This window comes from Sphingobium sp. TA15 (assembly GCF_037101235.1).
Taxonomy (GTDB): Bacteria; Pseudomonadota; Alphaproteobacteria; order Sphingomonadales; family Sphingomonadaceae; genus Sphingobium; species Sphingobium indicum.
In genome coordinates this window covers 2047027-2069863 of the sequence record NZ_AP025355.1, presented here as the reverse complement: position 1 = coordinate 2069863, position 22837 = coordinate 2047027, and the positions used below count along the sequence as shown (strand labels likewise).

Sequence of the window (22837 nt, the reverse complement as noted above, 5' to 3'; positions counted from 1 at the left end):
CTCCGTTCGTTTCGAGCCCTTCGACTGCCTGCCAAGGCAGGCGCTCAGGACGGGCCAAGGTCGAGAAACGATATGAGTGCGCTTGCCGCTTCTCGACTTCGCTCGAAGCAAACGGCATCTGGATCAAGGAGATTGCGGCATGACCATGCTGAAGGAAGGCCGCCCCACCGCGCCGCAAGCCCTGAACGATACCGATACGGTCCCCGCGACCGCCACGGGCAACCGCGCGCTGATGCTGGAGGAGGCGCTGATCTTCGAGATCGGCTCGACCGAGACCACCGGCGTCGATTTCGCCGAAGCGCCCAAGGTCGCCAGCCGCCTGGGCAACCTTGCCCGCACCGACGGCATCGGCCTGCCCGGCCTGTCGGAGCAGGAGACGGTGCGCCATTACACCCGCCTCAGCCGCCAGAACTATGCTATCGACCTTGGCCTGTTCCCCCTCGGCTCCTGCACGATGAAGCATAATCCGCGCCTGAACGAGAAGGTGGCGCGGATGCCCGGTTTCGCCGATCTCCACCCGCTTGCGCCGCAATCGACGGTGCAGGGCGCGCTGGCGGTGATCCATGAACTGGCCGCCTGGCTGGTGACGCTGACCGGCATGCACTCCGTCGCGATGAGCCCCAAGGCGGGCGCGCATGGCGAGCTTTGCGGCCTGCTGGCGATCCGCTCCGCCTTGGAAGCCCGGGGCGACGCGCGCAGCGTCATCCTGGTCCCCGAAAGCGCGCACGGCACCAACCCCGCCACCGCCGCCTTCTGCGGCTACAAGGTCGAGGATATTCCGGCGACCCCGGACGGCCGCGTCGATCTGGAGGCGCTCAAGGCCCGCCTCGGCCCCGATGTCGCGGCGGTGATGATCACCAACCCCAACACCTGCGGTCTGTTCGAGCGGGACATGAAGACGATCTCCGACGCGGTGCACGCCGCCGGGGCCTTCGTCTATTGCGACGGTGCGAACTTCAACGCCATTGTCGGCCGGGTTCGCCCCGGCGACCTGGGCGTCGACGCGATGCACATCAACCTGCACAAGACCTTCTCCACGCCCCATGGCGGCGGCGGTCCCGGCTCCGGCCCGGTGGTGCTGTCAAAGGCGCTTGCGCCCTTCGCGCCGCTGCCCTTCGTGGAAAAGCAGGGCGACAAGTTCGTGCTCGTCGAGGAAGAGACGGCGGAAGACCATCATGGCCAGACTTTCGGCCGCATGGTCGCCTTCCATGGCCAGATGGGCATGTTCACACGCGCCTTGACCTATATCCTCAGCCACGGCGCGGACGGCCTGCGGCAGGTGGCGAGCGACGCGGTGCTGAACGCCAACTATATCCTGCGCAGCCTGGATGACGTGCTGGACGCCCCCTTCGGCGGCAGCGGCCCCTGCATGCATGAGGCGCTGTTCAGCGACAAGGGGCTGGCCGAAGGCTTCACCACGCTCGACATCGCCAAGGGGCTGATCGACGAGGGCTTCCACCCGATGACCATGTATTTCCCGCTGGTCGTCCACGGCGCGATGCTGGTCGAACCGACCGAGACGGAAAGCAAGGCCGCGCTCGACCAGTTCATCTTGGCGCTGCGCAGCCTGGCGGAACGCGCCAAGGCGGGCGACGAGGCGCTGAAGGGCGCGCCCTATTTCGCGCCCCGGCGCCGCCTGGACGAGACGCTGGCCGCCCGTAAGCCGGTCCTGACCTGGACGGAGCCGGAACTGGCGGAAGCCGCCGAATGACGGACGGGCCGGAACCGTGGGAACCCGGTTCCGGCCCCGCCGCTGCGGGCAAGCGCCACGCGCCTGCGACGGCGCGCAACCGCGACGCCATATTGGCTGTCCTTCGCGAGGAACTGCCTTCCTCCGGCCTCGTGCTGGAGGTGGCGAGCGGCAGCGGCGAGCATGCAGTCCATTTTGCCGCAGCCTTGCCCGCGCTCGACTGGCAGCCGAGCGATCCCGATCCGGCGGCGCTCGCCTCCATAGAGGCATGGCGGGAGGAAGCGGGCCTTGCCAATGTGCGTCCACCGATCCGGCTGGATGCAGCCGCCGACTGGCCGGTGGAAGCGGCTGACGCAGTCCTGTGCATCAACATGGTTCACATCAGCGAGTGGGCGGCCACCGCCGGGCTGTTCAAAGGACGCGCTAAACTGCTGCCCGCCGGCGCTCCGCTGATAATCTATGGCCCCTTCCTTGAAGCCGACGTCGAAACGGCTCCGACCAATAGGGCGTTCGATCGCTCGCTGAAGGCGCGTAACCCCGAATGGGGGCTTCGCGATGTCGCCGATCTCGATAGGGTCGGCGAGGCATTCGGCCTTGCGCAAGTCCGGCGGATGGAAATGCCGGCCAACAATCTCATCCTGATTTACCGTTCGCGCCGGTCCTGATCGAAACGGCCGGGAACTGAATCGGCGAGGTTCAACCGAGGAATTTGATCAGATCGGGCGTATTCCGCACATTCCGGCTGACCGCCAATATATGAGGGACGCTTTCCGTGGTTTCGGCATCAACGAGGACGCGAACGGCTCCCATCGCCTCAAGCGCCTTGGTGATCGACGTCTGGTTCAATTCCGATGGAGTCGTGATCAGTTTGGAGATTTGATCCGAATTCAATCCGATGGTCTTGACCTCCAAATCTCCCGAAAGCGCATCGGTCGAAGCGTTGAAGCCAATCGGGAACAGGCCGTTCAGATTCAGTCCGGCTTTCTTCGTGTTGATGTTCGCGATCACGCGAAGTCCCACGCCTACTTTTGCGCGGCCGGCCGTTTTCCCGTCCATCATGATGCTGTCCTGCATGAACCGCATATAGTCGACAGTGACGCGATAGCGGCCCTTTTCGCCGGTCAGCGCGCCCGTCAGGAATGTCAGGCCACCGCCGTCATTCACCTTTTCGACAGTGACCTTCGCATCCTGATTCGACATCAGGGCGCGTCTTTTCTTTTCTGCCAGCGATGCCCAATAGACTTCCGCCTCGGTCGTTCCGTCGAATATCTTGACCTTGGGAACCTGAATCGGCTCGATAGGCACGAAATTGGTGGGGTCGAAAGGATCGATCCCTCCCAAATCCGTGCGTTTGATGATCTGCGAGGACGCTTCCGACGCGAAACCGACGCCAGCGGCAATGGCGGCCATCGCCGCCAAAGCGTTCCGGCGGTCGTGGGTTCGCATTTCGGCATCCTGGCTGTCGGTCATAGATCACTCCCTTGATGGAAGAATAAGGGCATAGATCAAGACATTGCGCAAGCGAAACGCTTGGCGCGGGGATCGGGTTTCGGTCGGATTTGGATGCAATGGCGTTCGCCCCGCCGTCCCGCGAATGAACCGTCCCCGATATTCGGACGGCGGGCTTGAAAGTCACCCCCGCTCCTGCGAAGGCAGGACGCCAGATCGAACGCCGGAACTGCGCTCCCGCCTTCGCGGGGGCACGGCGTGCGCCGAACGGAATGAATGCCTCACACTCTCCTCTCCCTCGTCACCGCCGAACTGGCCGCGCCCGCCGATCCGCGCGCTGCGGCCATGGCGGGCGCGCTGGCGGCGCAATATCCTGACGCTTCGCGAGCGGTGCTCTTTTACGGCTCCTGCCTGCGGGAGAAGAATCTCGATGGCCTGATGCTGGATTTCTACCTGATCGTGTCCGACTATCGGGCAGCTTATGGAAAGCGCTGGCTCGCCACCGCCAACCGGCTGATCCCGCCCAATGTCTTTCCCTTCGAGCATAATGGCCTGATCGCTAAATATGCCGTGCTGTCGGAGGCCGACTTTGCCCGTCTCAACAGCCCCGCCGCCGACAATGTGTCGGTCTGGGCGCGCTTTGCCCAGCCTGCGCGGCTGCTCTGGGCGGCGGACGATCTGGCCCGCCAACGCGCCATCGCCGCCGTAGCTGGCGCCGCCCCAACCCTGCTCTCGCTCGCCCGCCCGATGGCGCAGGAGCAGGACGCGCTGTCGCTCTGGGGGACCGGCTTCACCCTGACCTATGGCGCGGAATTGCGGGCCGAGCGGAAGGGCCGGTCGCTTTCCATCGTCGATGCCGATCCCGACCGCTATCGCCGCTTCGGGAACGCCGCGCTGGCCCAGGGCCTGCCGCCATCGCCGGAGCCGGATCAGGCGGCTGCCCTCTGGCGGGTGCTGCAAAGGCGCGGCAAATGGCTGTCCGTCGTCCGCCTTGCCAAGGCCAGCTTCACCTATGCCGGCGGCATCGATTATCTGGCGTGGAAGATCAACCGCCATGCGGGCACCGCGATACAGATCAAGCCATGGCAGCGCCGCTGGCCGCTGATCGGCGCGCTCACTCTGCTGCCGCGGCTGTTCCGGGGTGGTGCGATCCGCTGAGCGCATTCGACAGCGCCTGTGCCAGGACGGTCAGCGTATAGGGCTTGCGCAGCACTTCATGCCCGCCGAAATCCGCACTTTCGGCCGTGTCGCCGGCATAGCCGGTGACGAACAGCACCGGCAGGTGCGCGTAGACGGCGGGCAGGGTGCGGACCATTTCCGGCCCCGTCATGTCGGGCATCAGCACGTCGCTGACGATCAGGCCGATGTCGCGATGGCTGGCGAGCAGCTTCACCGCCTTGGACGGATGGTCGCAGGCGACGGGCAGGTGGCCCAGTTCGGCCAGCGCCGCCATCGTCTGGTTGAGGACGCGCGGGTCGTCCTCCACCACCAGGATGCGGGTCGGGGGATGAAGCACGGGTTCCCGGTCCAGCGCGGGCGCATCCATCGCGTCCTCGCCTTCCGCGCCGATATGGCGGGGCAGATAGAGGTGGACGCTGGTGCCCCTGCCGGGTTCGGAATCGATGCGGATTTCGCCCTCGCTCTGGTGCACGAAGCCGAAAATCTGGCTGAGGCCGAGGCCCGTCCCCTTGCCCACCGGCTTGGTGGTGAAGAAGGGTTCGAACACGCGGGAGAGGATTTCGGGCGTCATGCCGCAGCCGTCGTCGCTGACGCTGAGCGTTACATATTCCCCGCCGGCGCATTCGCCGACCTCATGGTGGGCGAGTTGGACCTGCCCGGTCCGGATGATCAGGCGACCCCGTCCGTCCATCGCATCGCGGGCGTTGACGCACAGGTTCAATATCGCATTTTCCATCTGATGCTGGTCGACGAAGATCCGCCAACCCTTCGCCTCATTTTCGAAGGCCATGGTGATCTGGTCCCCGATCGATCGGTCGATCAGGTCGGACAGCCCGGCCACCAGCGCATCGGGATCCACCGCGCTGGGCAGCAGCGGTTCCGACCGGGCGAAGGCCAGCAGGCGGCGGGTCAGCGCGGCGGCGCGGTTTGCGCCCTCCATCGCATTGTCGAGATGGCGGTTCGCCTCCTGCGGTTTCAGGCGCAGCTTGCGCTTGGCGAGTTCCAGCCCGCCGACCACCACCGCCAGCATGTTGTTGAAGTCGTGCGCGATGCCGCCGGTCAGCTGGCCCACGGCGTCCATCTTCTGCATCTGGCGCAGATTTTCCTCGGCGGCGGCGCGTTCGGCGGTCTCCTTCTTGAGCCGTTCATAGGCGTCCGACAATTCGGCGGTGCGGGTGGCGACGGCCTCCTCCAGCCGGTCGGCGCGCTCCGCCTCGTCGTCCGCCTGTCTGCGGGCATTGCGCCGCTCGCTATAGGCGGCATTGGCGAACCAGAGCGCGAACAGCACGCAGACCAGCAGCACCAGCCCGAAAAGCTGGGACGTCTTGCCGAACCATGCATTGCGGTCCCCCGCCAGCGACACGGCCTGGCTGCGTTCCTGCAACCGGGCGTTTTCCGCCTGGATGACCCGGTCCAGCAGCGCCGTGATGCGCATCAGGTCGCGGGACTTGCCAGCTTGGTGGAATTGGGCGAGCGCCGCCATCTTCTGGTCGTAGGTGGTGCGCAGGCCGATCTCGCTCAGCGTCTTGCCGCGCTGTTCGAACGCCGCCTGCAACGCCATCACATTGCCGCGCTGCCAGTCGGAATGGCGGGTGGTGTAGTTCAGCGTCTTGAGCTGGCTTGCGGCGGTGCGCCACTGGTCCTGGAACAGGCGGCCGGTATCGGGGTCCAGGCTGATGACATAGCGGGCCAGAGTCACTTCGGCCCGCGCCGTCTTCGCCTCGAAAGCGCGGGCGAGGGCGATCACCTCGAAACTGCGGCGCTGTTCCTTCAGTGCACGCTCATGGTCGCGGGCCGCGTGGCTGGCGCTGTAGAGCAGCGTGCCAAGAGAACCCACCAGCAGGATGACGAGCACCAGCGGCAGGAAGCGCGCCACGAACGCCCGCCACCCTGTCGCATGTTCATCCATGAAAAACCCGTCCGCCATCGACAGTTACACTAGATGAACAATATTAACGGAGAAATGCCGCAGGTGAAAGGTTCCGCTTTTGCGGCAGATTCCATCGCGTTAAATGCCCGTCCGGTCGCGGTGTCGACAGGAAGGCGCGATCAGCCGATCGCGCCCGTGGCCCTGCCCGCGGCTTCGAACATGGCGATGATCTGGCCGACCTGTTCATCGCTATGTTCCGCGCAAAGCGAACAGCGCAGCAGGAAGGTTCCGGCGGGGGTCGCCGGGGGGCGCGCCATGTTGACGTAGAGCCCTAGCTCCAGCAGCGTCTGCCACATGGCCACCGCCTGGGCCTGGTCGGTCAGGATAACGGCGATGATCGCGGACTGCGGCGTTTCCGTGCCCAGCCTGAAGCCGAGGTCGGTGAGGCCCTTGTGCAGCCGCTGGCTGTTCTTCCACAGATGGGCGCGCTTCTCGCCCGCATGCATCAGCTTGCGGATCGACGTCGCGGCGGTGGCGACGACGCTGGGCGGCAACGACGCGGTGAAGACATAGGGACGGCAGACCAGGCGCAGCACCTCGAACTTCGGATGGTTGGACACGCAGAAGCCGCCGACCGTGCCGACCGACTTGGAGAAGGTGCCGACCACGAAATCGACGTCCTTCTCGACGCCCTGCTCCTCATAGACGCCGCGGCCATTGGGACCGAAAAAGCCCATGCCATGGGCCTCGTCCACCAGGATCATGCAATTGGGATGCTTGCGCACGGCGGCCACCATGTCCGGCAGCGGCGCGACGTCGCCCAGCATCGAATAAACGCCCTCCAGAACCACCAGCTTCAGTGCGTCGGCGGGCAGGCGGCCCAGGCGCTTGTCCAGATCCTCCACGCTGTTGTGGCGGAAGCGGACGATCTCCGCATCGCCCAGGAAGCAGCCGTCATAGATTGAGGCGTGGCTGTCGGCGTCCAGAACGACATAGTCGCCCTTGCCCGCCAGGGTGGAAATCATGCCCAGATTGGCCTGATAGCCGGTGGAGAAGACCATCGCGCCGCTGGTGCCGTAGAAGTCCTTGAGCGCTTCCTCGACTTCCTTGTGCCCCTGATAAGTGCCGTTCAGCAGGCGGCTGCCGGTGGTGCCCGCGCCGAAATCGTCCAGCGCCTTCTTGCCCGCAGCGATGACGTCCGGGTCGAAGGTCATGCCCATATAGTTGTAGGTGCCGAGCAGGATCGTGTCCTTGCCCTTGATCACCGCCTGGGTGGGGGACTTCACCTCGTCCATGACGATGGCGAAGGGATCGCGCACGCCTGTCGCCAACAGCGCCTCGCGCTCGGCGATCAGGGGGTCGAATTTGGAGAAGAGGTCGCGGGTTTGCGTCGTCATATTGGTTCCTCGACCCGTTCGTGCTGAGTTAGGTGGGAAGGCAAAGGCCTCGTATCGAAGCGCCCTGCGCCGGTCCCTGTCCTTCGATGCGCCATTTCGACAGGCTCAATGGCTACTCAGGACGAACGGCAATAAAAGTCAGGCGGCTTTCAGCCCTTCAGCTTCGCCACGGCGTCCACGAGCTGGCCGACGGTCTCGATCTCGGCCTGCATGTTCATGGTGATGATGATGTCGAATTCATCCTCGATCGCCGCGACGAAATCCATCACCGTCAGGCTGTCCCATTCCAGATCGCCCGCGAAGGTGGTGGCTTCGGTCAGTTCGACGCCCTTTTTGTTGAAAGGCGCGATCTGGCTCAAAACGCTGTCGAAAATTGGCTGGCGATCCGTCATTATCCGTGGTGCTTTCCGTGAAAGAGCGGCTTTTGCCCTCAAGCGTCGCTCTTTGGCAAGGGAATAAGGCGGCAATCGGGCATGACTGTCGCGAAAAAGGGGGAGGGGGAAAAGATGGACGCGACGAATGCTCCGGTGCCCAATGCGATCCACCTGCTGCGCACGGCGGCGCAGACCAATATGCAATTGAGCCAGATGGCCGATCAGAAGGCCAACATGCTGATCGGCGCGTCGATGGTGATCTTCACGCTTTGCGTGGCGCAATTGCGGTCGGGCGCGCTGGTCTGGCCGGTGGCGGTGCTGGCGGTGGGGGTGTTCCTGGCCGCGACCTGCGCGATCATGGCCGTGCTGCCCAGCGTCGGCCGGTCGCGCGGGAATGTGGGAGCGGACGACAATCTGCTGTTCTTCGGCATCTTCACCAGCCTCAGCGAGGCGGAGTTCAGCGACAGGATGATGGCCCTGGTGTCGGACGACGACGCGCTGTGCCGGGCGATGCTGCGCGACATGTACCAGAACGGGCAGGTGCTCCAGCGGCGGAAATATCGCTGGCTGGGTTATGCCTACCGGCTGTTCCTGGCGGGCGTAGTGACGAGTTTTGTCGCGCTGGTGGTGGATTTGGGGCTGGGGTGGCGTTGAGGGGAGCGCTTTGCTTGCCCCCATTCGTCATGCTGAACTTGTTTCAGCATCCATCGCGCCCCGCAGACCAAGCCCGATCCGGAGAAATGGATGCTGAAACAAGTTCAGCATGACGGGGAAAGGGCGGGCGAATGCCCCGGCAAATTACCGAAAATTGTCGGCGTAGGCCTGGATCTTCAGCGTCTTGGGCGCGGTCGGAATGACGGCATAGGCGATCCCCTCCCGCTCCGCATAGGCGCGGGCGGCTTCTTCGGAGGAGAAGGTCAGCCTGATCTGCTGCTTCGTGTCGCCGGAGCCCGCCCAGCCGGTCAGCGGATCGGGCTTCTTCGCTTCGGCCGCCACATATTCCAGCACCCATTTGCGGGTCAGCGCCTTGCCGGACTGCATGGCGTTCTTCTGGATCTGATAGATACGCGCGCTCATCGCGAGGAAGACTCCTGAGGGAAGATCGGGTTGCGTTGCACCAGCGAATGGATCGAAGTCAAGGCTTCCCCTTGGCGTCGGCGCGTTTCGTGCGCAGCGTGGCGCTGGCGGCCGCCGGATCGTCCGGCCAGGGATGCCTGGGGTATCGGCCGCGCATCTCCTTGGCCACCGCGCTCCAACTGCCCGCCCAGAAGCCGGGGAGGTCGCGCGTCGTCTGGATCGGCCGGCCGGCCGGCGAGGTGAGGGAAAGCACCAGCGGAACGCGCGCGCTGCCGACCACCGGATGCTCGTTGAGGCCGAACAGGGCCTGGACGCGCAGTTCGACGCGGGGGCCGCCCTCCGCCGCATAGTCGATCTCATGGCCGCTGCCGGCGGGGGAGCGGAATTCGGGCGGGGCGAGCCGGTCGACCTGCTGCTTGCCGTCCCAGCCGATCAGCCCTTCCAGCACGCCGGAAAGCTGCGAACGGTCGATGTCGGAGAGACGGCGCCTGCCTTGCAGCAGCGGGGGGAGCCATTCGTCCAGCGTCTCCATCAGCGCGGCATCCGACAGCGCCTCCACGCCGGCGAAGGCAGCGCGCATCCTGAGCGATCGCGCCGCGTCGGACCAGGGGAGAAGGTCCAGCCCGCCCTGCCGCACGCCGTCGGTCAGGGCTGCGACTACGGCATCCGGATCGGGTCGGTCATCCGAGCCGGACGAGAGCCGCACCGCGCCCAGCCGCCTTTCGCGCAACGCCTCTATCCCGCCATTGGCGGCCCGGAATCGCACGGTGCGATGCTCCGCGATCCGGGCCGCGAACAGGGCGATCACCTCCGCCTCGCCGATCGGCGCGGCGGAGAGGATGCGGGCGCCTGCCGCGCTGCCTTGCACTTCGCCCACCGCCAGCCATTCCTCCCGCGCCAGGGGGCTGAGCGGATCGAGCCGGAAGCCGCGTCCGCCGACGCTTGCCCAGTCCGCGCCGTCGGCGGAGCGGCGCTTGGAAACGCGATCCGGGAAGGCGAGAGCGAGACAGAGGCCGGTTTCATGGCCATGCTCCGCGCCAAGGCTTCCCTTGGCCGCAGGCGGTGGAACCAGCTTCGCCCATCGTCTCGCCATCGCCCGTGCCGCATCGGCGCGCTTGCCGCTCTCACGCCGCCAGCGCATTCGTCGCTGCGTCAGGTCCGTGTCCTGCCCGCCGATTCCCCGTTCGCTCAGCAGCACGGCAACCTCCGCCGCGACCTCCGCCAGTCCGATTTCGCCCGCCCGCACCAGCATATGGCCGATGCGCGGTTCCAGCGGCAGGGCGGCGAGCGCCTTGCCATGGGCGGTGATGCGTCCGTCCTCGTCCAGCGCCTCCAGCGCCGTCAGCCGTCTGCGCGCCTCCGCCACGGCGGCGGCGGGCGGCGGGTCCAGCCAACGCAGCTCGCCCGGATCGCTCACTCCCCAGAGCGCGCAATCCAGGATCAGGCTCGACAGGTCGCTCTCCAATATCTCCGGCGGGTCGAAGGGCGGCATGCCGGCGGTCGCCGCCGCTTCCCAGAGGCGATAGGCGACGCCCGGCCGCTGTCGCGCCGCGCGGCCCGCCCGCTGGGTCGCCGCCGCCTGACTGGCGCGTTCCGTCACCAGCCGCGTCACGCCTGCCGCCCGGTCATAGCGGGGCCTTCGCGCCAGCCCGCTATCCACCACGATCCGCACGCCGTCGATGGTCAGGCTGGTTTCCGCGATGGACGTGGCGAGGATCACCTTACGCCGTCCCTCCCGCGAGGGGCGGATCGCCGCCCGTTGCGCCGCCGGGTCGAGCGAGCCGTGGAGCTTGTGGACCTCCGCCCCCGCGCCCTCCAGCCGTTCCGCCGTCCGCTCGATCTCCGCCACGCCGGGCAGGAAGGCGAGCAGGTCGCCCTCCGCCTCCTCGCTCAGCGCCCGGCGGATGGTCGCCGCCATCTCCTCCTCTATCCGCTTTTCCGATGCGCGCCCGACATGGCGTAACGCCAGCGGCTGGATGCGGCCTTCGCTCTCCACCACGGGCGCGCCGTCGAGCAGGGCCGCGAAACGCGTGCCATCCAGCGTGGCCGACATGGGTACGATCCGCAGGTCGGGCCGCAGCGCGCCTTGCGCGTCGAGGGCCAGGGCCAGCCCGAAATCGCTGTCCAGGCTGCGCTCATGCACTTCGTCGAACAGGATGGCGGAGACGCCAGAAAGCTCCGGATCGTCCTGAATCCGCCGCACGAGAATGCCCTCGGTCAGGACCAGCAGCCGCGTGGCCTTCGAAACCTTCGAATCCATCCGGGTTGCATAGCCGACGGTGCCGCCGACATCCTCGCCCATCAGTTCGGCGATCCGCTCCGCCGCTGCCCGCGCCGCCAGCCGCCGGGGGGAGAGCAGCAGGACCTGGCCCGTGCACCAGGGCTGGTCCAGCAGGGCGGGTCCGACGGCGGTCGTCTTGCCCGCGCCCGGCGGGGCCACCAGCACGGCATTGCTCCCTTCGCGCAAGGCGGCGAGCAGGTCGGGCAATACGGCATGGATGGGCAGGGCGGTCATCGCCGCTTCCTCTCGCGCCATTCGCGCCTCAACGCAATGATTCAGCCGAACAACAGAATATGGATCGGGTTTTTGGGGTCCAGCAGCATCTTGGCGGTCAGCGCCAGCGACAGGATGATCAGCAGCGGCCGGATCAACCGGCTGCCGAAGCGCATGGCCAGCCGCGAACCGATCTGCCCGCCGGTGATGCTGCCCACCGCCATGGCCAGCCCGACGATCCAGATCACATGGCCGCCCGCGATCATGGTGACCAGTCCGGCCAGGTTGCTGGCGAAATTGGCCGCCTTGGTCTGCGCCGTGGCGCGCACGAGGCCAAGGCCGCCGAGAGCGATGAAGATGGTGGCGTAGAAGGCCCCCGCGCCCGGCCCGAAAAAACCGTCGTAAAAGCCGATGACGCCGATCAGCAGGCTGAGCGCGACCATGCCGACCCGCTGGTGCCGGTCCATTTCGCCGACCTTGGGCGAGAAGGTGAAATAGGCCGCCAGCGCGATCAGCAGCGCGGGCATCAGTCCGGCGAGGATGGACGGATCGACCCTCTGCACCAGCCAGGCGCCGCCGACCGATCCCGCGAACGCCGCGAATATGGGCCAGCGATAGGCCTTCAAATCCATATGCCCGGCCCGCGCATAGGCGATGCAGGCGCCGAACGTGCCGAGCGAGCTTTGCAGCTTGTTGGTCGCGACCGCGGCCACCGGCGGGATTCCGGCGGCCAGCAAGGCGGGCATCGCGATCAGCCCGCCGCCGCCCGCCATCGCGTCGATGCACCCCGCGATCAACGCGGCGGCCATCAGGAAGGCGATGGTTTCAGGGGAGGGGATCATAAGCGGCGGTTTGGTCTTGCTGAATGAAAAAGGGTATGTGTGGCAGGAACCCGGTCCTGCCGTCTGAACTGGGTCCCTGCCTTCGCAGGAACACCAAACTCAAACGAACCGGCCGCCTGTTCCCTCAATAGGCGCGCGCAATGGCGAACTCGACCGCTTCGGTCAGCGCCGCCCTGGCCTTGCCATTGTCGAACATGCCGAGCGCGTCGATGGCCCGCTGGCCATAGTGCCGCGCCCGCGCCAGCGTGTCCGCGATAGCGCCGGTCTTGCGCAGCAGGCCGGTCGCATGGGCCAGATCCTCGTCGCTCACCCGGTTGCCCGCGATTGCGGCTTTCCAGAAGGCGCGCTCCTCGTCCGAACCCCGCGCATAGGCCAGGATGACCGGCAACGTCACCTTGCCGTCGCGGAAATCGTCGCCCGCATCCTTGCCCATGGTCGCGCCGTCCGATTCATAGTCGATGGCGTCGTCGATAAGCTGGAAGGCGATGCCGAGGTTCCGGCCATAGACGTCGAGCGCCTGCTCCTCCGCCTCGTCGCGGTCGGCCACCACGGCGGAAATGCGGCAGGCGGCGGCGAACAGGGCGGCCGTCTTCGCCCCGATGATGTCCAGATATTGCTCTTCGCTGGTGTCGATCTTGCGCTGGGCGGTAAGCTGGTTGACCTCCCCCTCCGCGATCACGGCCGACGCGTTGGAGAGGATTTTCAGCACCTTCAGCGACTCCGCCTCCACCATCAGTTCGAAGGAACGGGAGAAGAGGAAGTCGCCCACCAGAACGCTGGCGCTGTTGCCCCAGATGATGTTGGCGGTCTTGCGGCCCCGGCGCAGCCCCGATCCGTCGACCACATCGTCGTGCAGCAGCGTCGCGGTGTGGATGAACTCGACCGCGGCGGCCAGCTTGTAGTGGCGCGACCCCGCATAGCCGACCAGGTCGGCGCAGGCGAGCGTCAGCATCGGCCGCATCCGCTTGCCGCCGCCCGCGATCAGGTGGCCGGCCAGTTCGGGGATCAGCGGGATGCGCGACTGCATCCGGTCCAGGATGACGGCGTTCACCTGGTTCATGCCCTCGGCGACCAGCGCCATCATGGGGGCGAGCGAAGGCGCGCTGCTGGCGCGGCCGATGGGATGGACATTGCCGGTGGCGGATGCTGTCATGACAAGCGCCATGTGGCGGCGGGAAATGCTAAAGGCAAGCGGGAATAGCTTGCCTGACGGCGCGGAAGAGGCAAAAAGCCCCCGATATTGGATGACGCATCGCTCGGGCGGAAAACCCGTACCCGCTTTTCCTGGCGATGCTCTGCTGGAGGACCATGGTGGACGAGACTTTGAAGCGCTATCGCGAGAGCATCGACAATATCGACGCGGCGCTGGTCTTCATGCTGGCCGAGCGGTTCAAGATCACCCAGGCGGTGGGCGAGCATAAGGCGACCCACGACCTGCCCCCCGCCGATCCGGGTCGGGAGGAACGCCAGATCGCGCGCCTGCGCCAACTCGCCACCGACGCCCATCTGGACCCCGATTTCACCGAGAAATTCCTGCGCTTCATCATCGACGAGGTGATCCGCCACCATGAAAGGTTGCGCGAGGGCTGAATATTACAGCCTAAGCCGGTTCGGCGATGTCCCGGTCGCGCGCGGGCCGCGTCGACCGGCCCAGCATCACCCCGCCCAGCGCCAGCGCGAAGCCGACAAGCTGCACCGGCCCCAGCCGCTCCCCGAACAGCAGCCACGCCTCCACGGCAGCGAGCGGCGGCACCAGCAGCAACAGCATCGACATGCGCGTCGGTCCCTGGTGCCGCACCAGCCATACCAGCAAGGACAGTCCGGCGGTCGATAGCGCCAGCACCGACCAGGCGAGGCCGATCCACAGCATGGGCGAGCCGTCCCAGCGATAGTCCCCTACGAACAGCGTAGCCGCGATGGCGATCATCGCGCCGCCGCCATTCTGCACCGCCCCAGAAATCGCGATGCCGTCGCCCGCTATCGATCCGCGCTGGATCAGTGTGCCGCCCGCCATGCTCAGCACGGCGAACACGGCCGCGACCGCCGGGCCGACCGCGATCGATCCGGTGCCCGATCGCTCGATCGCGGGCAGCAATACGCACCCCACGCCGATGATCGCGGCGGCCAGGCCGACCCAGGCGCGCTGCGGCAGCCGGTCGCCCAGGAAGGCCACGCTCGCCGCCGCCACCATCAGCGGTTGCAATGATCCCAGCAGCGCCATGACGCCCGCGGGCATGCCGTTGTTCACCGCCCACCAGCTCAGCGTCAGGTAGAAGCCGTGCAGCATCGCGCCGGCCGCCAGATGCAGCCCCAGTCGCCGCCCGCGCGGCAGGGCCTGCCGCGCATGGAACGCCGCGCCGCCCAGCAACGCCGTCGTCAGCGCCAGCCGCACGGCCAGGATCAACTCCGGCGTCGCATGCGGCACCGTCGCCCGCGCGACGATGAAGCCGGTCGACCAGATAAGGACGAACAGAAGGGAAGCGAGGCCAACGATCATGCGCCGGCCTTTGGCCTATCGGCGTCCGCCTGTCGAGGCGTGCGATGGGTCAGGCAAGCGGTGGGTGTGGCTGGGGTTGGCCAATAGCGGACATTAAATCCTCCCTACGCGTAGCGTGGGGAGGGGGACCGTCGGCGCAGCCGATGGTGGAGGGGAAATACGCAGACCGTGCCCCATTCCCCTCCACCAGCCTTCGGCTGGTCCCCCTCCCCATCTATCGATGGGGAGGAATAGAATAGGTCCGCTCTCCAACCGAACCCGCTTCATTCCCGCCCGGCGCGAATGGCCGCGCCGCCGGCGAAGGGCGTGATCGCGACCAGCAGCAGAGAGGCCGCGCCCAGGAATTTGAGCGCGGCGCCGCTGCCGTCGCCCAGCGTCCCCGCGCCGAAGATCAGCAACGGCACGGCAAGCGGCAGGGCCAGCAACCCGGCCAGCGCGCCGCTGGAGCGCAATCCGGCCGTCAGCGTCGCCACCAGCAGTCCCAACGCCGCCAGGGCGGGCGTGCCGATCAGCAATCCCGCCTCCAGCAAGCCTATGGTCGCCGCGTCCAGCTTCAACAGCGCGGCGGCGGGCAGGGTCGCGATCATCAGCGCCGGGCCGAAGCCCAGCCAATGCGCGACCAGCCGGGCGAGCACGACCGTCTCTTCCCCGATGCCGCGCAGCGCGATCTGATCGAGCACGCCCGCGTCCCGGTCCGGCGCCACCAGCCGGTCCACCGGCAGCAGGCTGGCGAGCAGCGCCGCGATCCACAGCATGCCGCCGCCGCTCCGCCGCAGCAGCGCCGCATCGGGGCCGACGGCAAAGGGGTAGAGGCTGGCGACCAGCAACAGGAATGCGACCGGCAGCCACAGCCCGGCGGATTGCCAGGATTGCCGCAAATCGCGCGCCGCCAGCACCAGGAGGATGGTCATGCCTCCTCCTCCTCCGCCCATGCATGGTCCTGCATCGCCAGGACGACCGGGCTAGCCAGCGGCAGCGGCTGGTGCGACGCGGCGACCACCATGCCGCCCTTTGCCAGATGCCCCGCGACCGCCTGCCCCAGCAGGTCCAGCGCCGCCTCGTCCAGCCCGTTGCCCGGCTCGTCGAGCAGCCAGATCGGCGCGCCGCTCGCGATCACCCGCGCCAGCGCGGCGCGCTTGCGCTGCCCGGTCGACAGCATGCGCACCGGCACCTGGCGGAGCGGTTCCAGCGCCATCGCAGCCATCGCCGCGTCCAGCGCCATGGGCGCCGCGGTATCCAGTCGCGCCCAGAAGCGCAGCGCGGCTTCGAGCGGCTGTTCCATGTCCAGCGCCAGCCGCTCGTCCGTCATCGCGACCCGGCCATGGCGCGCGACCGTTCCGGCGGTCGCGCGCAGCAGCCCGGCGCAGATCCGGATCAGGCTGGACTTGCCGATGCCGTTCGGCCCCTTCAGCAAGGCGCTGCCGCCCGGCTCCATCGCCAGGTCGACGCCCCGAAACAGCAGCCGCCCGCCGCGCGCGCAGGCGACGCCCGACAGGTGCAATCCCGCCCGGCTCATAGGGTGACCATGTCCTCCAGCACATGCATGTCGATGTCGGACAGGCCGAAATGATGGCCGATCTCATGCACCACCACATGGGTGATCAGCATGTCGAGCGGCACGCCCGTTTCCACCCATTCGTCCAGCAGCGGCCGGCGGAACAGGTGGACGGTCGGCGGCAGGTCGCCGGTCTGCGCCGCTTCCCCGACCGGCCGCCCGGTGTAGAGGCCGGTGAGGCCGAAGGGATCGTCGATCTCCATTTCCTTGAGCACCTGCGGATCGGCAAATTCCTCCACGAACAGCACGACGTTCGACAGGTGCGATCGGAACGGTTCGGGCAGGCGCGACAGGGCCGCCAGCGCTAGGCTTTCTATATCCTCGCGCGTCGGCGCAAATCGGGGCGGTTGACCGGCATCGTCCATGGGAGAGACATAAAGCATGTTCCGAATCGTCTGCAAACCGCCGACGCATGGGAAAATGAGTTAACGCCGCCGGAATCGGCCGGGCAAGGGACGGGAAAAGACAGATGATCGCGAAACTGGACGGGGAGGAACGCGCGCTGGCGCTGAGGCAACTGCCGGAATGGACGCCGGTGCAGGATCCGGACGGCATCCGACGCCTTTTCGCCTTCCGGGATTTCACGGCCGCCTTCGGCTTCATGACGCAGGTGGCGCTGCTGGCGGAAAAGGCGGACCATCATCCCGAATGGTCGAACGTCTACAACCGGGTAGACATCTTGCTCACCACCCATGATGCGGGCGGCCTGTCGCGCCGGGACGTCGAGCTGGCCGCTCGGATCGACGCCCTTCTATAGGCCTCTATTGCGATGCGTTCCCTTCGATCCGGTCGTCATAGCCGCTGAGCGCGGACATGACCGCCGGGTCATGGGCGTAGCGGTGCCGCAGCAGCGCCAGCCGCGCATCGGTGCCGGTGCAGAGCGCGGCGATATTGTCCTGCAAATAGGCCAGCCGTTCCGCATCATAGGCTTCCTCGCCGCGGAAATGGTCGCACCCGTCGCGGTCGACCATGTAGCGCGTCACTTCATCGGGAAAGGGCTGGAGGTCGGCCGCCCCGTCCGATGGCGGCAGGTCCGGGACATAGGGCGGCGGGGGGATGTTGACCACCGAAGGCTTCATCGGCAGCAGCTGCAGGGGCGCGGCGCTCGCCGCGCCGGCGTCCGCCAGCCGTCCGGCGCCCTTTTCGCCAGCGTGCAAAGGCGCGGCGTCAATGCCGGAAGACGCGGGAAGCGCCTCGGCCGCCTCTTCGCGGCGCGGAGGCATGTCGGGCATCGCGAGGGAACCGACGGCCTCACGCGGCTCGCCCGGCCGTTCCTCCGCCTTTGCGCCGCTCTGTCCGTTGGAGCCTGGAGAACAACCGGCGACCAGCGCCAGCGCCAGCATCGGAAACAGCGTCTTGCCTGCGTTCACCCGATCTCCTCTCTCAAGCCGGCGATCAGGTCGGCGGCATGGTCCAGCCGCTTCTCCTCTTCATCGAGAATCGCCAGAAAAGCGGTCCGCCTATATTGATGCACGGCCTCCTGGGAAAGACGGCTTGCCGCGGGACATGCCGAAATTACGATGTCCAGCAGCCGCTCCACCCCATGCAGTCGCCCCCAGAGATAGTCGTTCTCCCGATAGGCGCGGCTGAAGAACGCGCCGAAATTGTTGAATTCTATGCCTTTCAGCGTCGCTTCCGCCCCGCCGGAGCGGATCGCGCCGCAATCCTCCGGCGAGATGCGGTCGACCTTGACCGGGTCATATTCGTCCATCCCATGGCCTTGCAGCAGCGGCAGGGTGGCGATGTCGTAGAAGGGGAAGCCCAGATAGGCGAGCAGCATGGTCCGACGCGCCGCCTTGGGCAGCGCCGCCAGGGCTTCGGCCAGCATCATGTCCACCGCTTCGTCCCGTTCGCGCAGGCCGCGCAGCCGCGCGACCGCCTCCAGCGCGGCGCCCGGATCGTTGGGGACTTGCCCGGCCGCCGCCTTGATCTCCCCATTGTAGAAGTCGGCGCCCTCGCATTCGGTATAGTGCGACAGGGCGGCGTAGATGGCGTCGTGCATCTTCTGGATGACGGCGTCGTCGGCGGTCGCCTCCACCTCCAGCGTTTCGGACAGCCGCCGGGCCAGGAAACGCAGGCGGCGGATGCGGAAGGACAGGTCGTGCTGGCGGAAGAAGCCGACCGGGGCGGAGGCGGGGCCGACATCCTCCGTCAGCCGGTCCGCGCCGACAGCGCGCACATGGCCCCACAGCGCCTGGCGGTAGCTTTCGCGCATCAGCGGGCTTTCCTCCCCGCTCAGGCGGAACAGCAGGTCGGCCAGATCCTCGACGATGCCGGAGAGTTTCAGATGTCCGTAGGCGGGGAAGGCGAAACCGGCGGAACCGGCCGCCCGCTGCTGCGCCTTGCTGCGCCAGGCGGACAGCCGGGCCGGCGTCGGCCGGTCCAGGAACAGCATGCCGCCGATGGCGCTCTCCACCTCCGCCTCTATGCCCGGCCGCAGCGCGTTCAATATGCGCGCCATGCGGCGGATGCGGGCGCTGTGCCGGTCTATCGCGTCCAGATTGTCGCGGATCGGCTGTTCGCGGGGAATGTCGCTGAGCGCGCCGAAGATGGTGCGGAAGAAGCCGGGCAGCGGCGCATCCGCGCCCGAGGGCGCGTCCTCCGCCTCGCCGTGGCGATTGAGCTGGATCGAGCGATGGCCCGGCTTGGGATCGATATAGACGAAGCGCCGGTCGACCTCCCGCCGGGAGGGCCGGTTCCTGAGCGCGCCGATGGCCTGGGCGAAGGGGGCGTTGGCCAGCACCGAACCGTCGATCAGCACCGCATCCTCGGCACGGCCCCGCGCGGCATGGCGGGGCAGCGCGCGCGCCAGGAAGGCGTCCCGCGTCGGCCAGGCGCGATGACGGCGTTTCAGCACCCTGTCCAGCTCGCGCACGGTGAAGGGCGGGAAAGCGCCGGGGAAACTGGCCGTGGCGCGGGCGGCGAAGACCAGTTCGGCGGGATCGGCAAGATTGCGCTCGCCATGGCCGCGGGCGCGAAAGCCGATGGAGAGGCGATGTTCCGTCTCCACCACCTGGGGCGGGCTGTTGAGGTTCAGGCTTTGCGGATGCCCCTCGAAATCTGTGACGGTGACGAACAGGTCCAGCGGATGGCCGGGCGGCAGCAGCGCGGGGCCGTGCCCGGTCGCCTCCATCGCGTCGAAGGCGTCCAGGATCATGGCGGTGAAGATGTCCCCGCCGAAGGGCGGTTCGAACCAGCGGGAACGGATAAAGTGGGACAGCTTGTGCCGCACCTCCTCCCGCGTGTCGGGGGCGACGGTGCGCTCGACCGTGTCGCCCGGATGCCGCGCCGCCATCCAGACGAGCGGCGTCGCCCAGAATTTGGTGATCCGCCGCGTCGGCCGGGCGTCGGGGTCCAGCAGCTTTTCGACATCGGCATTGTCCAGCCACATGTCGGTCAGCGGGTCCAGCGACTGGCCCGTCTCTATCGCCTGCGCCAGGAAGATGCCGTTGATGCCGCCCGCGCTGGCCCCGGCGATGATGTCGGGCATCACGCGCAACTTGATGCCGCAGGCCTTTTCCAGATCCTCCAGCAGCTTGCGATAGACCGCCTCGCTGCTGTTGCCGGACGGCACGCCGTCATGGAACGCCCGGCTGGCGCGGGCCAGATGCCAGATTTCCTTGGTGATGCCGTGCATGTAGACAGCCAGGCTGATCCCGCCATAGCAGACCAGTGCGAGCCTGAGTTCCCGCTCTTTCATGGGGTTGAGAGTTGCAGAGGGCGATGGACTTGTCGAGGGTGTGTTTCCGTTCCGGGGAAACGTGCTCCTGTGAAGGCAGGAGCCTGGGCAGCGTGGACAAATTCAAGACAGCCGCCGGACCGAGAGATTGGGGTGGAGAGCGGACGTTCCCCCTATTCGTCACCCCTCCCCCCTATTCGTCACCCCGGACTTGATCCGGGGTCGCGCTGCCTTGGGCTGGGCGCGCACTCAGAAAGAAAGCGGGACCCCGGATCAAGTCCGGGGTGACGGAAACTGATGTCCGCCATTGGCCATTAGCTGCCACTAAATTCCTCCCTATGCGAAGCATGGGGAGGGGGACCGTTCGCGAAGCAAATAGTGGAGGGGAAATTTCGGAGGTCGTGCCCCATTCCCCTCCACCACGCTTTGCGCGGTCCCCCTCCCATCTCCCGATGGGGAGGAACTAGGATAGGTGCGCTTTCCACCCATAACCGCAATTTCATTGCCTTCCGGGGTGGCGTTCTGCCTGCGGCCTGCCTAATTTGGAACCATGGCAAGAAGCAGCCGATCCAACGACTGGGGCTTTCCCCGCTGGCGCAGCTATGGCGCATCGCGTGAGGCGCAGCAGGTGCGCCTGTGCGACCGGCATGGTTGCGACCGGCCCGGCGACTGTCCCGCGCCCAAATCGCCCAATAGCCGCGAACGCTGGTATTTCTGCACCGACCATGCGGCGGAATATAACCGCAACTGGGACTATTTTCAGGGCCTCGACCAGGAGGAACGCGAACAGCGCGAGCGGACGGAGCGGCGCGACGCGGGCGGCTATCAGAACAGCGCCTATCATGGCTGGGGCGGACCGGGCGACGGCAGCCGCTCGCGGGACGAGATGCACGCGCTCCAGGCGCTGGAGCTGGAGGATGACGCCGATTTCGAGGCGGTGAAGAAAAGCTGGCGGCGTCTGGCGAAGGAATATCATCCCGACGTGAAGCCCGGCGACGCGCAGGCGGCCGTGCGCTTCCAGACGATCCAGGCCGCCTATGAAGTGCTGCGCGCCGCGGAGGAGCGGCGGACGTGGAAACCGCGGGAGCGGGCGGATTGAAGGATCGCATCCGGTCTGACTGGGACCATGCGGTGCTCGTCTGCCGCAAATGTTCGAAGAGGCTGGACGGCGGTTTCGGTCCCGATGGCGGCGAGCGGTTGGCCAAAGCGCTGCGGCGGCACCTTTCGCTGAAAAAGGGGCGCAAGGCGGCGGTGGGGATCGTCGAGGTCAATTGCCTGGGCGTCTGCCCCAAGGGGGCGGTGACGGTCGTGGACGGCGCGCAATCGCGCGACTGGTTGCTGGTGCGTCCCGGCGCCGATCTGGATGAACTGGCCGGAGCGCTGAACCTGCCTGCCGGAAGGCGAGGCTGAAATCAGCCTGCCCGCCTGATCCGGGACGATTCGATCAGCCCGGCGTCGAACAGCAAGGGCATCAGCAGCCCTTCCTCCTTTTGCAGGCGGTTCAGGATGCCGGCCAGCATCTCACGGGTTTCACGACAGAAATCCGCCCATTCGCGTTCGATCCGATCATCGCTCCAGCGCGCCATATAGGCGGCGAAGTCGCTGGCCATGGGCGCCATTTCGCTTTCGAGGCGCGCCGCCGTGCCGCGCAGCTTTTCATGCGGCTGCCGCTGCATATTGGGGTAGAAGATGCGATCTTCCAGCGCCAGATGCGCCATCAGCAGGCGCGCGAACTGCCAGCGCAGCGGGCCAAGCCTTTGCGGAATATTCTCATCCGCGATCGCCTGATGAAAGCGGGCGATCATCGCCTCGATCTCATCATGCTGCCTCTGCAATTCGTCGAGGTCCATGCACCGTTTTCCTCATCCCCGCCGGGCATTTTCCAATGACGGGGTTAAGAAACGGTTGTCGGGAATTTACAAAGGTTTGAACGGATGCCCGCCACGCATTCCACGCGGCGGGCATCCCGGCTTTCAGGCCGGCTGGTCGGCGCGGCTGACGCCCTGGCCGTCCAGATTCTGGGCGGCGAAATCCCAGTTGATCGCTTCCTTCAGGACGCGGTCGGCATAGTTGGGGCGGGCGTTGCGATAGTCGATATAATAGGCATGTTCCCAGACATCGAGGATCAGCAGCGGCGCATGGCCCTCATGCGCGACGGGCGTGTCGGCGTCGTGATAGCTGGTGACTTCCAGCTTGCCGTCCTTCAGGATCAGCGCGGCCCAGCCGCTGGCGAAATGGCCGACGGCCTCGGCCTTCAGCTTTTCGATCAGGGCGTCGACCGAACCGAAGGCTTCCTCGATCTTGGCGAGCAGGTCGCCGCTGGGCGCGGTCTTGGCGGGCGAGAGCGACTGCCAGTAGAATGTGTGGTTCCAGATCTGGCCGACCTGGTTGAACAGGCCGCCCTTGGACGACTTGATCAGTTCGACCAGCGACTTGCCCTGGAGCGAGGCGTCGGCGGCGACCAGTTCATTGGCCTTCACGACATAGGCATTATGGTGCTTGCCATGGTGGAAGTCGAAGGTTTCGGCGGTCAGAATGTCGCCAAAGGCATCCTTGGCATAGGGAAGGGGGGGCAGAACAAAGGCCATGTCGGAACTCCTCGGGTTCTTGGGTCGGGTGGCCGCATAACGACGATGCGGCCGGAAGGCTCCCCGCCCCTAGCAGTGTTACCGCCTTACGGAAAACAGGATATTTTCGTCCAAGATGCGGAAATATCCATGTGACAGCGGCGTAA

General features: G+C 66.6%; 24 protein-coding genes. 8 read left to right on the top strand and 16 right to left on the bottom strand.

Annotated features, from left to right (window positions below; translation table 11 throughout):
* Positions 1-139 precede the first annotated feature (139 nt).
* Together gcvPB and Sj15T_RS10285 are read left to right on the top strand one after the other, a co-directional pair.
* Complete coding sequence (gcvPB, locus tag Sj15T_RS10290) at positions 140-1711, top strand: aminomethyl-transferring glycine dehydrogenase subunit GcvPB (RefSeq protein ID WP_041386037.1); 1572 nt, start codon at positions 140-142, stop codon at positions 1709-1711.
* Positions 1708-2355, top strand: coding sequence for a DUF938 domain-containing protein (locus tag Sj15T_RS10285; protein WP_013040937.1), 648 nt, complete (start codon positions 1708-1710; stop codon positions 2353-2355). The genes gcvPB and Sj15T_RS10285 overlap by 4 nt, the downstream gene beginning before the upstream one ends.
* A 31-nt stretch (positions 2356-2386) precedes the next feature.
* Here Sj15T_RS10285 and Sj15T_RS10280 read toward each other — a convergent pair whose 3' ends face one another.
* The gene (locus Sj15T_RS10280; RefSeq protein WP_013040936.1) at positions 2387-3160 is read right to left on the bottom strand and encodes a hypothetical protein; all 774 of its coding nucleotides are present in this window, start codon (positions 3158-3160) and stop codon (positions 2387-2389) included.
* A gap of 255 nt (positions 3161-3415) precedes the next feature.
* Between Sj15T_RS10280 and Sj15T_RS10275 the strand changes: the two genes are divergently transcribed.
* Positions 3416-4297, top strand: coding sequence for a hypothetical protein (locus Sj15T_RS10275; RefSeq protein ID WP_013040935.1), 882 nt, complete (start codon positions 3416-3418; stop codon positions 4295-4297).
* Here the strand turns inward: Sj15T_RS10275 and Sj15T_RS10270 are convergent.
* The 3 genes from Sj15T_RS10270 to Sj15T_RS10260 all read right to left on the bottom strand — a co-directional run bounded on the left by Sj15T_RS10270 (position 4254) and on the right by Sj15T_RS10260 (position 7977).
* The gene (locus Sj15T_RS10270; protein WP_013040934.1) at positions 4254-6245 is read right to left on the bottom strand and encodes an ATP-binding protein; all 1992 of its coding nucleotides are present in this window, start codon (positions 6243-6245) and stop codon (positions 4254-4256) included. The two genes, Sj15T_RS10275 and Sj15T_RS10270, sit on opposite strands and share 44 nt — an antisense overlap.
* 122 nt (positions 6246-6367) lie before the next feature.
* Positions 6368-7585 carry an aminotransferase class I/II-fold pyridoxal phosphate-dependent enzyme gene (locus Sj15T_RS10265; RefSeq protein ID WP_013040933.1) on the bottom strand — a complete coding sequence of 406 codons (1218 nt, stop codon included), beginning with the start codon at positions 7583-7585 and terminating at the stop codon, positions 6368-6370.
* 149 nt (positions 7586-7734) lie between these two features.
* A complete protein-coding gene (locus Sj15T_RS10260; protein WP_007685626.1) occupies positions 7735-7977 on the bottom strand; it encodes an acyl carrier protein in 243 nt (80 codons plus the stop codon).
* 81 nt (positions 7978-8058) lie between these two features.
* On the opposite strand from Sj15T_RS10260, the gene Sj15T_RS10255 reads away from it, so the two are divergent.
* The gene (locus Sj15T_RS10255; RefSeq protein ID WP_013040932.1) at positions 8059-8613 is read left to right on the top strand and encodes a Pycsar system effector family protein; all 555 of its coding nucleotides are present in this window, start codon (positions 8059-8061) and stop codon (positions 8611-8613) included.
* A 144-nt stretch (positions 8614-8757) separates the two neighbouring features.
* Here Sj15T_RS10255 and Sj15T_RS10250 read toward each other — a convergent pair whose 3' ends face one another.
* The 4 genes from Sj15T_RS10250 to Sj15T_RS10235 all read right to left on the bottom strand — a co-directional run bounded on the left by Sj15T_RS10250 (position 8758) and on the right by Sj15T_RS10235 (position 13525).
* Positions 8758-9036 (bottom strand): ETC complex I subunit, encoded by a 279-nt coding sequence (locus Sj15T_RS10250; RefSeq protein ID WP_007682450.1) that lies wholly within the window; start codon positions 9034-9036, stop codon positions 8758-8760.
* Positions 9037-9094: 58 nt separating this feature from the next.
* Positions 9095-11551 (bottom strand): ATP-dependent helicase HrpB, encoded by a 2457-nt coding sequence (gene hrpB, locus Sj15T_RS10245; RefSeq protein ID WP_041386550.1) that lies wholly within the window; start codon positions 11549-11551, stop codon positions 9095-9097.
* Between the two features lie 41 nt (positions 11552-11592).
* Complete coding sequence (locus tag Sj15T_RS10240; RefSeq protein WP_013040930.1) at positions 11593-12372, bottom strand: TSUP family transporter; 780 nt, start codon at positions 12370-12372, stop codon at positions 11593-11595.
* 124 nt (positions 12373-12496) lie between these two features.
* Positions 12497-13525: a polyprenyl synthetase family protein gene (locus tag Sj15T_RS10235; RefSeq protein WP_007682456.1), complete on the bottom strand. Its 1029-nt coding sequence runs from the start codon at positions 13523-13525 to the stop codon at positions 12497-12499.
* Positions 13526-13680: 155 nt separating this feature from the next.
* Here Sj15T_RS10235 and Sj15T_RS10230 point away from each other — a divergent pair, with 155 nt between their 5' ends.
* Positions 13681-13962 (top strand): chorismate mutase, encoded by a 282-nt coding sequence (locus Sj15T_RS10230; protein WP_007682458.1) that lies wholly within the window; start codon positions 13681-13683, stop codon positions 13960-13962.
* 10 nt (positions 13963-13972) lie between these two features.
* Here Sj15T_RS10230 and Sj15T_RS10225 read toward each other — a convergent pair whose 3' ends face one another.
* The 4 genes from Sj15T_RS10225 to Sj15T_RS10210 form a co-directional block, all read right to left on the bottom strand.
* The gene (locus Sj15T_RS10225; protein ID WP_013040928.1) at positions 13973-14869 is read right to left on the bottom strand and encodes a DMT family transporter; all 897 of its coding nucleotides are present in this window, start codon (positions 14867-14869) and stop codon (positions 13973-13975) included.
* A gap of 263 nt (positions 14870-15132) precedes the next feature.
* The gene (locus Sj15T_RS10220) at positions 15133-15780 is read right to left on the bottom strand and encodes a heme exporter protein CcmB (RefSeq protein ID WP_013040927.1); all 648 of its coding nucleotides are present in this window, start codon (positions 15778-15780) and stop codon (positions 15133-15135) included.
* Positions 15777-16385, bottom strand: a complete 609-nt coding sequence (gene ccmA / locus Sj15T_RS10215) for a heme ABC exporter ATP-binding protein CcmA (protein ID WP_013040926.1) — start codon at positions 16383-16385, stop codon at positions 15777-15779. Before ccmA ends, Sj15T_RS10220 begins: the two co-directional genes overlap by 4 nt.
* The gene (locus Sj15T_RS10210; RefSeq protein ID WP_007681931.1) at positions 16382-16807 is read right to left on the bottom strand and encodes a metallopeptidase family protein; all 426 of its coding nucleotides are present in this window, start codon (positions 16805-16807) and stop codon (positions 16382-16384) included. The genes ccmA and Sj15T_RS10210 overlap by 4 nt, the downstream gene beginning before the upstream one ends.
* 86 nt (positions 16808-16893) lie before the next feature.
* Between Sj15T_RS10210 and Sj15T_RS10205 the strand changes: the two genes are divergently transcribed.
* Complete coding sequence (locus tag Sj15T_RS10205) at positions 16894-17181, top strand: 4a-hydroxytetrahydrobiopterin dehydratase (protein ID WP_007681938.1); 288 nt, start codon at positions 16894-16896, stop codon at positions 17179-17181.
* 4 nt (positions 17182-17185) lie between these two features.
* On the opposite strand, the gene Sj15T_RS10200 is transcribed toward Sj15T_RS10205, so the two are convergent.
* Both Sj15T_RS10200 and Sj15T_RS10195 read right to left on the bottom strand, forming a co-directional pair.
* A complete protein-coding gene (locus Sj15T_RS10200) occupies positions 17186-17794 on the bottom strand; it encodes a hypothetical protein (protein ID WP_013040925.1) in 609 nt (202 codons plus the stop codon).
* Positions 17791-20124: a patatin-like protein gene (locus Sj15T_RS10195; RefSeq protein WP_013040924.1), complete on the bottom strand. Its 2334-nt coding sequence runs from the start codon at positions 20122-20124 to the stop codon at positions 17791-17793. Before Sj15T_RS10195 ends, Sj15T_RS10200 begins: the two co-directional genes overlap by 4 nt.
* A gap of 529 nt (positions 20125-20653) precedes the next feature.
* Here Sj15T_RS10195 and Sj15T_RS10190 point away from each other — a divergent pair.
* Positions 20654-21202 (top strand): J domain-containing protein, encoded by a 549-nt coding sequence (locus Sj15T_RS10190; protein WP_013040922.1) that lies wholly within the window; start codon positions 20654-20656, stop codon positions 21200-21202.
* Positions 21175-21513 carry a DUF1636 domain-containing protein gene (locus tag Sj15T_RS10185; protein ID WP_013040921.1) on the top strand — a complete coding sequence of 113 codons (339 nt, stop codon included), beginning with the start codon at positions 21175-21177 and terminating at the stop codon, positions 21511-21513. Before Sj15T_RS10190 ends, Sj15T_RS10185 begins: the two co-directional genes overlap by 28 nt.
* A 2-nt stretch (positions 21514-21515) precedes the next feature.
* Here Sj15T_RS10185 and Sj15T_RS10180 read toward each other — a convergent pair whose 3' ends face one another.
* Positions 21516-21953: a hemerythrin domain-containing protein gene (locus Sj15T_RS10180; protein WP_007682318.1), complete on the bottom strand. Its 438-nt coding sequence runs from the start codon at positions 21951-21953 to the stop codon at positions 21516-21518.
* A 123-nt stretch (positions 21954-22076) separates the two neighbouring features.
* On the bottom strand, positions 22077-22691 hold the full coding sequence (locus tag Sj15T_RS10175) for a superoxide dismutase (protein ID WP_013040920.1): 615 nt from the start codon (positions 22689-22691) through the stop codon (positions 22077-22079).
* Positions 22692-22837 lie beyond the last annotated feature (146 nt).